At 54.5% G+C, this 12072-nt stretch carries 14 protein-coding genes; 13 read left to right on the forward strand and 1 reads right to left on the reverse strand.

Going from position 1 to position 12072, the window contains the following annotated elements:
* From napG to FDX03_RS05115, 12 genes are all read left to right on the forward strand, one after another.
* Positions 1 to 602, forward strand: a 602-nt coding sequence (gene napG, locus FDX03_RS05060; protein WP_249356993.1) for a ferredoxin-type protein NapG, incomplete at its 5' end; no start/stop codon positions are given.
* On the forward strand, positions 589 to 1440 hold the full coding sequence (napH, locus tag FDX03_RS05065) for a quinol dehydrogenase ferredoxin subunit NapH (RefSeq protein ID WP_048211126.1): 852 nt from the start codon (positions 589 to 591) through the stop codon (positions 1438 to 1440). The genes napG and napH, both read left to right, overlap by 14 nt.
* 132 nt (positions 1441 to 1572) lie before the next feature.
* The gene (gene napB, locus FDX03_RS05070) at positions 1573 to 2022 is read left to right on the forward strand and encodes a nitrate reductase cytochrome c-type subunit (protein ID WP_048212558.1); all 450 of its coding nucleotides are present in this window, start codon (positions 1573 to 1575) and stop codon (positions 2020 to 2022) included.
* Between the two features lie 9 nt (positions 2023 to 2031).
* Positions 2032 to 2634: a cytochrome c-type protein NapC gene (napC, locus tag FDX03_RS05075; protein WP_005129332.1), complete on the forward strand. Its 603-nt coding sequence runs from the start codon at positions 2032 to 2034 to the stop codon at positions 2632 to 2634.
* A 13-nt stretch (positions 2635 to 2647) separates the two neighbouring features.
* Positions 2648 to 3265, forward strand: coding sequence for a cytochrome c biogenesis heme-transporting ATPase CcmA (gene ccmA / locus FDX03_RS05080; protein ID WP_086523394.1), 618 nt, complete (start codon positions 2648 to 2650; stop codon positions 3263 to 3265).
* Positions 3262 to 3921, forward strand: a complete 660-nt coding sequence (gene ccmB, locus FDX03_RS05085; RefSeq protein ID WP_005129323.1) for a heme exporter protein CcmB — start codon at positions 3262 to 3264, stop codon at positions 3919 to 3921. The genes ccmA and ccmB overlap by 4 nt, the downstream gene beginning before the upstream one ends.
* Before the next feature lie 86 nt (positions 3922 to 4007).
* The gene (locus FDX03_RS05090; protein WP_061068190.1) at positions 4008 to 4745 is read left to right on the forward strand and encodes a heme ABC transporter permease; all 738 of its coding nucleotides are present in this window, start codon (positions 4008 to 4010) and stop codon (positions 4743 to 4745) included.
* A complete protein-coding gene (ccmD, locus tag FDX03_RS05095) occupies positions 4742 to 4954 on the forward strand; it encodes a heme exporter protein CcmD (protein WP_005129320.1) in 213 nt (70 codons plus the stop codon). Before FDX03_RS05090 ends, ccmD begins: the two co-directional genes overlap by 4 nt.
* Entirely contained in the window at positions 4951 to 5430 is a 480-nt protein-coding gene (gene ccmE, locus FDX03_RS05100) for a cytochrome c maturation protein CcmE (protein WP_005129319.1), read from the forward strand. The genes ccmD and ccmE overlap by 4 nt, the downstream gene beginning before the upstream one ends.
* Complete coding sequence (locus FDX03_RS05105; protein WP_137345556.1) at positions 5427 to 7382, forward strand: heme lyase CcmF/NrfE family subunit; 1956 nt, start codon at positions 5427 to 5429, stop codon at positions 7380 to 7382. Before ccmE ends, FDX03_RS05105 begins: the two co-directional genes overlap by 4 nt.
* Positions 7379 to 7936 carry a thiol:disulfide interchange protein DsbE gene (gene dsbE / locus FDX03_RS05110; protein WP_003834613.1) on the forward strand — a complete coding sequence of 186 codons (558 nt, stop codon included), beginning with the start codon at positions 7379 to 7381 and terminating at the stop codon, positions 7934 to 7936. The genes FDX03_RS05105 and dsbE overlap by 4 nt, the downstream gene beginning before the upstream one ends.
* Positions 7933 to 8982, forward strand: coding sequence for a cytochrome c-type biogenesis protein CcmH (locus FDX03_RS05115; protein WP_137345557.1), 1050 nt, complete (start codon positions 7933 to 7935; stop codon positions 8980 to 8982). The genes dsbE and FDX03_RS05115 overlap by 4 nt, the downstream gene beginning before the upstream one ends.
* A gap of 101 nt (positions 8983 to 9083) precedes the next feature.
* Here FDX03_RS05115 and narP read toward each other — a convergent pair whose 3' ends face one another.
* Positions 9084 to 9731, reverse strand: coding sequence for a nitrate/nitrite response regulator protein NarP (gene narP / locus FDX03_RS05120; RefSeq protein ID WP_137345558.1), 648 nt, complete (start codon positions 9729 to 9731; stop codon positions 9084 to 9086).
* Between the two features lie 593 nt (positions 9732 to 10324).
* On the opposite strand from narP, the gene FDX03_RS05125 reads away from it, so the two are divergent.
* Complete coding sequence (locus tag FDX03_RS05125) at positions 10325 to 11962, forward strand: ShlB/FhaC/HecB family hemolysin secretion/activation protein (protein WP_170973090.1); 1638 nt, start codon at positions 10325 to 10327, stop codon at positions 11960 to 11962.
* Positions 11963 to 12072 lie beyond the last annotated feature (110 nt).

Here is a 12072-nt window from a genome sequence, read left to right on the forward strand (position 1 = left end):
TGGGGTTGCAACAGCAAACCGCACGCGCAACCGGCGTGCGGCTGCGCCCGCCTGGGGCTCTGAGTGAAGACGCATTTGCCAGCGCCTGTGTGCGCTGTGGCCAGTGCGTCCAGGCCTGCCCGTATGACACGCTGAAACTGGCAACGCTGGCCTCCGGGCTGGCGGCCGGAACACCCTATTTTGTCGCTCGCGACATCCCCTGCGAAATGTGTGAAGACATTCCGTGCGCCAAAGTCTGCCCCAGCGGCGCGTTGGACAGGGAAATTGCATCCATTGACGATTCGCGTATGGGACTGGCGGTTCTGCTGGATCACGAAAACTGCCTCAACTATCAGGGGCTACGCTGCGACGTTTGCTATCGCGAGTGCCCGAAAATCGATGAGGCTATCACCCTGGAGCTGGACCGCAACATGCGTACTGGTAAGCATGCGCGGTTTATTCCGACCGTGCACAGCGATGCCTGTACTGGCTGTGGGAAATGCGAAAAAGTCTGCGTACTGGAGCAGCCGGCAATAAAAGTGCTGCCGCTGTCGCTGGCGAAAGGGGAGTTAGGACACCATTACCGCTTCGGTTGGCTGGAGGGGAACAATGGCAAATCGTAAACGTGATGCGGGGCGTGAAGCACAAGCGAAAAAAGGGTGGTGGAAGAGCCATCGCTGGCTGGTGTTGCGTCGCCTGAGCCAGTTCCTGGTTCTGGCGATGTTCCTCAGCGGTCCGTGGCTTGGCGTGTGGATCCTGCATGGTAATTACAGTAGCAGCCTGTTGCTGGATACCATTCCGTTAACCGACCCACTCATTACCCTGCAAAGCCTGGCCAGCGGGCACCTGCCAGCAACAGTCGCGTTAACAGGGGCCGCCATTATTACGGTTCTGTATGCCCTTGCAGGTAAGCGACTGTTTTGCAGTTGGGTCTGCCCGATGAATCCGGTGACTGATTTGGCGAGCTGGCTGCGCAGAAGGTTTGACCTGAATCAGTCTGCGACCCTGCCGCGCCATATACGGTACGTCCTGCTGGTGGTTATCCTGGTCGGTTCTGCCCTGACAGGAACGCTGCTGTGGGAGTGGATAAACCCGGTTTCTTTGCTGGGACGTAGCCTGGTCATGGGCTTTGGCAGCGGTGCGCTGCTTATTCTCGCGCTGTTTTTATTTGATTTACTGGTCGTTGAGCATGGCTGGTGCGGACATCTCTGCCCCCTGGGTGCGCTGTATGGCGCATTGGGCAGTAAAGGTGCAATAACCGTATCAGCAAAAGAACGTAAGAGATGTAACCGCTGTATGGATTGTTTTCATGTTTGCCCGGAACCGCATGTGCTACGTGCGCCGGTGCTGGATGAGCAAAGCCCGGTGCAGGTGACCAGTCGCGATTGCATGGCCTGCGGTCGCTGTGTGGATGTCTGTTCTGAGGATGTTTTTACAATAACGATACACAAAATCATTTGAGATGCATCGCGGCGGCAAGCGAGAAATTCCCCAGGAGCATAGTAACTATGTGACTGGGGTTTCGGAGCGCAGCCAACAAAGAGGCAGCTTAAAGGATGAAGTGTAAATGCGATGGAGTTCGGGAGCGAAACAATGAAAAGCCATGACCTGATTAAAGCGCTGAGTCAATGGACAGCCGCGCTGGCCCTGGTAGTCAGTGGGGCCGTTTGGGCTGCAAACGGAGTGGATCTGAGCCAGTCACCGGAGGTCTCAGGGACACAGGAAGGGGCGATTCGCATGCCGAAAGAGCAGGAGCGTATGCCGCTGAATTATGTGAATCAGCCACCGATGGTTCCGCACAGTGTTGACGGTTACCAGGTGACGACCAATACCAACCGTTGCCTGCAGTGTCACGGTGTTGAAAGCTACCGCACCACCGGTGCACCGCGCATCAGCCCGACGCACTTTATGGACAGCAACGGCAAGGTATTGGCTGAAGTCGCCCCGCGTCGTTACTTCTGTCTGCAGTGTCATGTCCCGCAGGCTGACGCCGCGCCGATTGTTGAAAATACCTTCACCCCCTCGAAAGGTTACGGGAAATAAGAGGTCATTATGGAAAATTCTAACCGTAAACCAGGCTGGATTAAGCGCGTCTGGCAATGGTGGCGTCGCCCCAGCCGTCTGGCGCTCGGCACGCTGTTGTTAATCGGCTTTGTGGGCGGCATTATTTTCTGGGGCGGCTTTAATACCGGTATGGAAAAGGCCAATACTGAAGAGTTCTGCATTAGCTGTCACGAAATGCGCAACACGGTATACCAGGAATACATGGAAACCGTACACTACAACAACCGCAGCGGTGTGCGCGCGACTTGCCCTGATTGCCACGTCCCTCATGAGTGGGGGCCGAAAATGATCCGCAAAATCAAGGCCAGCAAGGAGCTGTACGCGAAAGCACTGGGGTTAATAGATACACCGCAAAAATTTGAAGACCACCGTTTATCGATGGCGCAAAATGAATGGCGGCGTATGAAAGACAATAATTCGCAAGAGTGTCGGAACTGTCACAACTTCGAGTTTATGGATTTAACCGCCCAGAAAGGCGTAGCGGCTAAAATGCATGATCAGGCCGTGAAAGAAGGGCAAACCTGTATTGACTGCCATAAAGGGATAGCGCACAAACTGCCTGATATGCGCGAAGTCAAACCGGGCTTTTAACAGGATGTAAATAATCAGGATGCTTGAGGCCAGAGAACTGCTCTGCGAGCGAGATGACAGAATACTGTTTAGCGATCTGTCATTTCGCGTCAATGCAGGGGAATGGGTACAAATTACCGGGAGCAATGGCGCAGGGAAAACCACCCTGCTGCGGTTGCTTACCGGGCTGGCTCGTCCTGACGCCGGAGAGGTTTGCTGGCAAGGGAAATCGCTGCACCAGGTGCGGGACAGCTACCATCAGGAACTACTGTGGATCGGACATCAGCCGGGGATAAAAACCCGGCTTTCGGCGTTGGAGAATCTGCGATTTTTCCATCACGATGGCGACTGTCTGGCGGCACTGGCGCAGGCAGGGCTTGCCGGATATGAAGATATTCCTGTTAATCAACTCTCCGCCGGACAACAGCGGCGCGTGGCACTGGCTCGCCTCTGGCTGACCCGCGCGCGACTGTGGATCCTCGATGAACCCTTTACGGCAATTGATGTGCACGGCGTTGAGCGACTGACTCAGCGCATGGCACAGCATACAGAGCAGGGTGGTATTGTGATCCTTACAACGCACCAGCCTCTGGGTGTTGAGACCGATAAAGTTCGACGTATTGCGCTGACCAGCGAGAGGGCCGCGCAATGATGTGGCAAATCTTCCGTTTAGAACTGCGGGTTGCGTTCCGTCATAGTGCAGAGATCGCCAATCCGTTATGGTTTTTCCTGATCGTTATCACGTTGTTCCCTCTGAGCATTGGGCCGGAGCCACAGCTGCTGGCGCGCATCGCACCGGGCATTATCTGGGTTGCCGCATTGCTGGCCTCATTACTGGCGCTGGAACGTTTATTCCGGGATGACTTACAGGATGGCAGCCTCGAACAATTGATGCTGCTGCCATTGCCGCTACCGGCCGTGGTGCTGGCGAAGGTGATGGCGCACTGGGTTGTAACCGGTTTGCCGCTGCTGATCCTCTCGCCGCTGGTGGCATTGCTGCTGGGAATGGATATGTACGGTTGGCAAATTATGGCGCTGACGTTGCTGCTTGGAACGCCGACGCTGGGTTTTCTCGGCGCACCGGGCGTGGGATTGACGGTGGGGTTAAAACGCGGTGGCGTGCTGTTGAGCGTGCTGGTACTCCCGCTAACCATTCCATTGTTGATTTTTGCGACCGCTGCGATGGACGCCGCCTCGATGCACTTACCCGTTGAAGGGTACATGGCGATTCTTGGCGCGTTGCTGGTAGGAAGCGCCACGTTAAGTCCCTTTGCGACGGCGGCGGCGTTACGTATCAGCGTGCAATAGCGCAGATATGACTTGTGCCGGACAAGGCGAAGCCGCCCTCCGGTAAAACGGAAATTTACTAATTTATTGAGTCTGGTGACTGAACTATGTGGAAAACACTTCATCAACTGGCGATGCCCCCACGTCTCTATCAGGTCTGTGGCTGGTTTATTCCATGGCTGGCGATTGCCAGCGCAGTGGTACTGGTAACAGGATGGGTTTGGGGATTTGGCTTCGCGCCAGCGGATTATCAGCAGGGGCAGAGCTATCGCATTATCTATCTGCACGTCCCGGCGGCAATCTGGTCGATGGGCATTTACGCATCAATGGCGGTTGCCGCGTTTATCGGCCTGGTCTGGCAGATGAAAATGGCCAATCTGGCGCTGGCGGCGATGGCGCCAGTTGGCGCAGTGTTTACCTTTATTGCACTGGTGACAGGTTCCGCATGGGGCAAACCGATGTGGGGGACCTGGTGGGTCTGGGATGCCCGACTCACCTCTGAACTGGTGCTGCTGTTTCTCTACGTTGGCGCCATTGCGCTGTGGCATGCCTTTGATGACCGCCGCCTGGCGGGGCGCGCTGCCGGTATTCTGGTGCTGATTGGTGTCGTGAACTTACCGATTATTCACTACTCGGTTGAGTGGTGGAACACGCTGCATCAGGGGTCGACCCGCATGCAGCAAAGTATTGATCCGGCGATGCGTACGCCACTGCGCCTGGCGATCGTCGGCTATCTGCTCCTGTTTGTCACGCTGGCGCTGATGCGCATGCGTAATCTGATTTTATTGATGGAAAAACGCCGCCCGTGGGTGAGTGAACTGATCTTAAAAAGAGGCCGCCAATGACCCCTGCATTTGCATCATGGAGTGATTTTTTCGCGATGGGCGGTTACGCCTTATATGTCTGGCTGGCCGTGGCCATGAGTGTAATTCCGTTGCTGGTGCTGGTGCTGCATTCTGCACTACAGCATCGCGCAATCTTACGCGGTGTGGCGCAGCAGCGGGCGAGAGAAGCGCGTATGCGTGCAGCGCAAGTGCAACGGGAGGCGGCGTGAATATTCGACGTAAAAATCGGCTATGGATAGCCTGTGCGGTGCTGGCGGGCCTGGCTTTGACCATCACGCTGGTGCTCTATGCGCTGCGTTCCAATATCGATCTGTTCTATACGCCGGGAGAAATACTCTACGGCAAGCGCGAAACTCAGCAGATGCCGGAAGTCGGTCAACGCCTGCGCGTTGGCGGTATGGTTATGCCCGGTAGCGTAAAGCGCGATCCGCAGTCGCTGAAAGTTAACTTCAGCATCTATGACGCCGAAGGCGTGGTGGATGTGACCTATGAAGGTATCCTGCCGGATCTGTTCCGTGAAGGGCAGGGCGTCGTTGTTCAGGGAGAACTGGATCAGGGAAATCATGTGCAGGCCAAAGAGGTCCTTGCCAAGCATGATGAAAATTACACCCCGCCGGAAGTCGAAAAAGCGATGCAGGAAAACCATCGTCGTCCGGAAAGTGTTTATAAGGATAAAACGTCATGATGCCTGAAATTGGCAACGCGCTGTTGTGCCTTGCGCTTGGCGTTGCACTGTTGCTGTCGGTTTATCCGCTGTGGGGTGTTGCGCGTGGCGATGTCCGGATGATGGCCTCTGCGCGACCCTTTGCCTGGGTGTTGTTTATCTGTGTGATGGGTGCGTTTCTGGTGCTGGTAAACGCCTTCGTGGTTAATGACTTTACCGTGACCTATGTCGCCAGCAACTCCAATACGCAACTTCCGGTCTGGTATCGCGTCGCCGCGACATGGGGCGCGCATGAAGGCTCATTGTTGCTGTGGGTGTTGCTGATGAGCGGCTGGACGTTCGCTGTGGCGCTGTTCAGCCAGCGGATGCCGCTGGATATCGTCGCCCGCGTACTGGCGGTGATGGGCATGGTCAGCGTTGGCTTCCTGCTGTTTATCCTGTTTACTTCCAATCCGTTTGCCCGCACGTTGCCAGATTTTCCTATTGAAGGCCGCGACCTGAATCCGCTGTTGCAGGATCCTGGGCTTATTTTCCACCCACCGTTGCTGTACATGGGGTATGTCGGTTTCTCCGTGGCCTTTGCGTTTGCGATTGCCGCGTTGATGAGTGGCCGATTGGACAGTACCTTCGCCCGTTTTTCGCGTCCGTGGACGCTGGCGGCGTGGGTGTTCCTGACGCTGGGTATTGTGCTCGGTTCCGCCTGGGCCTATTACGAGCTGGGCTGGGGCGGCTGGTGGTTCTGGGATCCAGTTGAAAACGCCTCGTTTATGCCATGGCTGGTGGGAACGGCGCTGATGCACTCGTTGTCGGTCACCGAACAGCGTGCCAGCTTTAAAGCCTGGACGCTGCTGCTGTCAATCTGCGCCTTCTCGCTTTGCCTGTTAGGGACGTTCCTGGTGCGCTCTGGCGTGCTGGTGTCGGTGCATGCCTTCGCCTCCGATCCGTCACGCGGGATGTTTATTCTGGCCTTCATGGTGCTGGTTATCGGCGGTTCCCTGCTGCTGTTTGCTGTGCGCGGTCACAAGGTCCGCTCACGGGTTAATAACGCGCTGTGGTCGCGTGAATCGCTGCTGTTGGGTAATAACGTGCTGCTGATTGCTGCCATGCTGGTGGTGCTCCTGGGCACGCTGTTGCCATTGGTGCACAAACAGCTGGGGTTGGGCAGTATTTCGATTGGCGAGCCATTCTTCAATACCATGTTTACCTGGCTGATGGCGCCGTTTGCGCTGTTGCTGGGAATAGGGCCATTAGTGCGCTGGGGCCGTGACAGACCGCGCAAGCTGAAAACGCTACTGATTGTCGCGTTTGTCACCACGCTGGTACTGTCACTGCTGCTGCCGTGGCTGTTTGAAGACCGCATCGCTGCCATGACGGTCGTGGGTATGGCAATGGCATGCTGGATATTCGTGCTGGCGATGTCCGAGGCGTTCCTGCGTATTTCGCGCGGCACGAAGCTGACGCCGAGCTACTGGGGCATGGTTTCAGGTCACGTAGGACTGGCTGTTACCATCGTCGGTATTGCCTTTAGCCAGAACTACAGCGTTGAACGTGATGTGCGCATGAAGGCGGGGGATAGCGTCAGTATCCATAACTATCAGTTCACGTTCCGCGAAGTGAAAGATATTACCGGACCTAACTACCGGGGCGGTGTCGCCATTATTGGCGTTACCCGTGACGGCAAGCCGGAAGCGACGCTGCATGCGGAAAAACGCTTTTACAACAGCACCAGTTCAATGATGACTGAAGCGGCAATTGACGGCGGATTCACGCGTGACCTGTACGCTGCGCTGGGCGAAGAGCTGGATAACGGCGCATGGGCTGTACGTCTGTACTATAAACCGTTTATTCGCTGGATTTGGGCCGGAGGGTTGCTGATGGCGCTGGGCGGGTTGTTCTGCCTGTTTGATCCACGCTATCGCCAGCGCACGCGTCCTCGTGCTGCTGCGCAAAAAAACGCGCAGGAGGCTGTATGAAGCGCAATGCATTGTTAATTCCATTTATTATTTTTCTGATTATTGCGGCGGCGCTGCTGTGGCAGCTGGCGCGTAACGCTCAGGGGGACGATCCCACTAATCTGGAGTCGGCGCTGATCGGCAAACCCGTTCCGACATTCCGCCTGGAGTCGCTGGAAAATCCGGGTCAGCATTATCAGGCCGATGTGCTGACCCAGGGCAAACCGGTACTGCTGAACGTCTGGGCGACCTGGTGTCCGACCTGTCGCGCCGAACATCAGTACCTGAATCAGCTGTCTGCGCAGGGCGTGCGGGTGGTGGGTCTGAACTATAAAGACGATCGTCAGAAAGCCATTGTCTGGCTGAAAGAGCTGGGCAATCCTTACTCATTAAGCCTGTTTGACGGCGACGGTATGCTTGGTCTGGATCTTGGCGTGTACGGCGCGCCGGAGACGTTTCTGATCGACGGTAAAGGTATTATTCGCTATCGCCATGCCGGTGATTTGAATGCCAGAGTGTGGGAGAGCGAGATCAAACCGTTGTGGGATAAGTACAGTAAGGAGGCTGCGCAATGAGATTTTTACTGGGCCTGCTGATGCTGGTTATCTCGGGATCCGCGCTTGCGACCATCGATGTGATGCAGTTTAAGGATGAAGCGCAGGAGCAGCAGTTCCGTCAGCTTACCGAACAGTTGCGCTGTCCTAAATGTCAGAACAACAGTATTGCCGATTCTAACTCGATGATTGCCACCGACCTGCGTCAGAAAGTGTACGAACTGATGCAGGAAGGAAAAAGTCAGAAAGAGATTGTCGACTACATGGTGGCGCGCTACGGCAACTTCGTCACTTACGATCCGCCGTTGACGCCGCTTACTGTGCTTTTGTGGGTGATGCCGGTGGTCGCGATTGGTCTGGGCGGCTGGATTATTTTCGCCCGTACTCGCCGACGTGTCCGGGTGAAACAGGAAGCGTTTCCTGACGACGTTATCCCGGATGGCAAGCGCGGTGGATTCGGGTTGTTTGTGCCCGGCATCGTGGTGGCGCTGGGGGTTGGCGCAGTGAGCTATTATGAAACCGGCAACTATAAGCAGGTTCAGGTCTGGCAGCAGGCGACTGCACAGGCCCCGGCGCTGCTGGAGCGGGCGTTGGATCCAAAAGCTGATCCGCTCAATGAAGAAGATATGACGCGCCTGGCGCTGGGATTACGCACCCGGCTGCAAACCGATGCCGGAAACGTTGAAGGCTGGATTATGCTTGGTCGCATAGGCATGGTTCTCGGTAATGCCAGTACGGCCACTGAAGCCTATGCCAATGCTTATCGACTGGATCCGAAAAACAGCGATGCTGCGCTGGGCTATGCGGAAGCGCTGACCCGTTCTTCCGATCCTGACGATAACCGTCGGGGAGGGGAGCTGCTACGCCAACTGGTACGCGGCGAACATGCCAACGTGCGGGTTCTAAGCATGTATGCGTTTAACGCTTTTGAACAGCAGCACTTTGGCGAGGCGGTTGCGGCGTGGGAGATGATGCTGAAATTATTACCGGCCAATGATACCCGTCGGGCGGTAATTGAGCGCAGCATCAAACAGGCGATGGAGCAGCTAACGCCGCAGGAGAAGTAAGAGTGGAAGATGCCGGATGGCGACGCAAAGCGTCTTATCCGGCCTACTGATGCACGTGACTTGTAGGCCCGATAAGCGTAGCGCCATCGGGCAATATCTGATTACTGCATGCCGCGTGTTTGTAAAAACAGGATGGTGGCGGCAACGCGAGAGCGGACGTTAAGTTTTCGCAGCAGGTTGCGGATATGCACTTTCACCGTTTGCTCGGAAATATTCAGTACGGATGCAATCTGTTTATTCGATAATCCCTGAGCCAGTTCATGTAACACATCCAGCTCGCGTTCGGTGAGTACGCTGAACGGATCTTCCTCGGCGCCAAACAGTTCCCGTTCCCGCAGATAATCGCTGACGCGTTGGCTAAAGGCTTTACCTCCTTTTGCGCCAGCGCGAATGGCTTCCAGCAGGACTTCAGGATCGCTGTCTTTAAGCAAATAGCCATCCGCGCCGGCATCAATTAAGGCATACACATCGCTGGCGGCATCCGAAACGGTAAGAATAATAATTTGCGCTGTGACGCCATCCCGGCGCAGCGCATTCAGGGTGTCCAGTCCGCTCATGCCTTTCATATTGAGATCCAGCAGGATCACATCAAGATCCAGACGGTTTGCCAGATCGATAGCGCTTGCGCCATCGCCGGCTTCGGCAACTACGTCAAATGCGTTATCCAGCTGCAGTAATTGACTGATTCCTCGCCGCATGAGTGGGTGGTCGTCAACAATCATCACCTTAAAAGGTGTTAATTCAGGCATCTTCTTCTCCTGAGCACTCTTAATTTCGTTATATTCCGGGGCATGGGATAATCCTGATTTATCACGTAGATGATAAGGCAACGTGACCTTACTTTTTACAGGTGCAAATAGTATATCCTGACTCAAAAAGCTCTCATTGGAATTTTTACAAAGAAAACTCTTTATGATTTGAATCAAGGTGCTGGCGCTTTGCGAGACGAAAGTATTCTCGATTTGCTGTTTGACAACATTAATTAAATATCAACATTAATAAGTGGCAATAATAAGCAATGTTGATATTAAGGGTGCGAGCAGTTGGAAGAAAACTTCGCAGACGTCACCCATGCGGCACGACGTGCGCGACATACTCATCCCCGCGATCTTCATGCAAATGGGCGACTAGCTATGGGATTGGGCCAATAGAGTAATTTAACTTAAGAATATAAAAAATCCTGAAATGCAATAGGAATAAAGTGAAAACGCATTTATTGCCTTTACTTTTGTTTGCATTTTGTGCTTTTTTGGCAAGAGTCGTATAGCCAGGTTCGGTTTCGTACTTTTTGGGGGGTAGGGTGAAGTTCAGGGATGAAAGAAAGTTGGCATTACTGATTGGGATGTTAGTTTTGCCGTTCACAACGGTTTCTGCCGCACTACTCTCTCCTGCGGATCGTAATACCATTCAGCAGCAACAACAGCAGCTACTAAATGAAAACCAGCGCCAGCGTGAAGAGCTGGAGCGTAGCGTTACGCTGCCCGAAGCCGTCACGCCGGAAACGCCAGCCCGGACTGAAGGACCATGTTTTATGATTTCGCGCATTGATATTGACGGCGCAACGAAGTTGTCCGTCGCTGCCTCGGCAAAGCTTACCGCGCCGTGGGTGAATCAATGCCTGGATATTTCTCGCCTGACGGAACTGACAAATGCAATTTCCGACTGGTATATCAGCCGAGGTTACATCACCAGTCGTGCCTTTTTAACCGAACAGGATCTCTCCTCTGGGGTGCTGCACATTGCGGTGCTTGAGGGAAAATTGCAGCAAATACGTCTGGAAGGTGTCCCATCGCGCACGCTGAAAATGATCTTTCCTGGGCTGGAAGGAAAGATTCTCAATCTGCGTGACATTGAACAGGGTATGGAGCAGTTGAACCGGGTTCGCCAGACTCCGGTGGAAATTGAAATTTTGCCGGGCAGCCAGCAGGGGTTATCAATAGTTAATCTGAGCGCCACGCCTGAATTCCCCGTTAACGGCTCCGTCAGTTTTGATAACAGCGGACAAAAGAGTACCGGAACCGGACAACTAAGCGGGGCATTATTTTTCAATAATATGCTTGGGCTGGCGGATAAATGGTTTATCAGCGGCGGGCGTAGCAGCGATTTTTCGAGCAGTAAAGATGCGCAGAACGTTGCTGCTGGTGTGAGTGTTCCTTACGGCTACGGATTGCTGGATTACAGCTACAGCTGGAGTAACTATCTCAGCACCATTAATAACAATGGCTATGCCTGGCGCTCCACTGGTGACAGTGAAACCCATCGTCTGACCGGCTCCTGGGTTTTGTTTCGCAACGGTGATATCAAAACCGCAGCATCGCTGGGTCTCACGCATCGAATCAACCGTAACAGATTGAACGATGTGCTGCTGGAAACCAGTAGCCGCAAGCTTTCCAGCGTTTCGCTGGGTATCAACCATACGCAAAAAATTGCGTCCGGCGTTGCGACGTTTAACCCCACATTCACCCAGGGCGTGCCGTGGTTTGGCGCAGAGGATGACAATGATAAACAAGGTGATGTGCCAAAGGCAGAATTTCGAAAATGGAGCGTCAGCGGCAGTTTTCAGCGCCCGCTGACAGAAAAACTGTGGTGGCTGAGCAGCCTCTATTTTCAATGGTCACCGGACCGCCTTTACGGCAGCGAACGGCTGACGCTGGGCGGTGAAACATCGGTACGCGGCTATAAAGAACAATACATTTCAGGAGATAACGGCGGCTACTGGCGCAACGAAGTGAATTACTCGCTTTTTACGCTGCCGGTGTTGGGACAGATTGGCGCGATAGCGGCATTCGACGGCGGCTGGCTGAAACAAGATAGCGTTGACAGGTATGCCTCTGGCACGTTGTGGGGGGCCGCGCTGGGATTAACCAGCTCAGGGCGCTGGTTCTCCAGTCAGTTTACCGTAGGAACACCGGTGAATTATCCGGGCTGGCTGGCACCGGATCATCTCAATGTGTATTACCGCGTTGCGGTGGCATTTTAAGGAACAAGGATGATGAAAAAGGATCAGGTTCGTTTCTCCCAGCGTTTGCTAAGTGGCATGTTGAGTTTCCTGCTGGCTACCCAACCACTGCTCCCGGCGATGGCTGCCGC

The organism is Citrobacter sp. wls827 (assembly GCF_005280875.1).
GTDB lineage: Bacteria > Pseudomonadota > Gammaproteobacteria > Enterobacterales > Enterobacteriaceae > Citrobacter > Citrobacter youngae.

Coding starts and splice junctions, on each gene's coding strand:
- dsbE (WP_003834613.1), top strand. CDS start 7,379: ATGAAGCGCAATGCATTGTTAATTCCATTTATTATTTTTCTGATTATT.
- ccmD (WP_005129320.1), top strand. CDS start 4,742: ATGACCCCTGCATTTGCATCATGGAGTGATTTTTTCGCGATGGGCGGT.
- narP (WP_137345558.1), bottom strand. CDS start 9,731: ATGCCTGAATTAACACCTTTTAAGGTGATGATTGTTGACGACCACCCA.
- napH (WP_048211126.1), top strand. CDS start 589: ATGGCAAATCGTAAACGTGATGCGGGGCGTGAAGCACAAGCGAAAAAA.
- FDX03_RS05115 (WP_137345557.1), top strand. CDS start 7,933: ATGAGATTTTTACTGGGCCTGCTGATGCTGGTTATCTCGGGATCCGCG.
- FDX03_RS05125 (WP_170973090.1), top strand. CDS start 10,325: ATGTTAGTTTTGCCGTTCACAACGGTTTCTGCCGCACTACTCTCTCCT.
- ccmB (WP_005129323.1), top strand. CDS start 3,262: ATGATGTGGCAAATCTTCCGTTTAGAACTGCGGGTTGCGTTCCGTCAT.
- napB (WP_048212558.1), top strand. CDS start 1,573: ATGAAAAGCCATGACCTGATTAAAGCGCTGAGTCAATGGACAGCCGCG.
- FDX03_RS05090 (WP_061068190.1), top strand. CDS start 4,008: ATGTGGAAAACACTTCATCAACTGGCGATGCCCCCACGTCTCTATCAG.
- FDX03_RS05105 (WP_137345556.1), top strand. CDS start 5,427: ATGATGCCTGAAATTGGCAACGCGCTGTTGTGCCTTGCGCTTGGCGTT.
- napC (WP_005129332.1), top strand. CDS start 2,032: ATGGAAAATTCTAACCGTAAACCAGGCTGGATTAAGCGCGTCTGGCAA.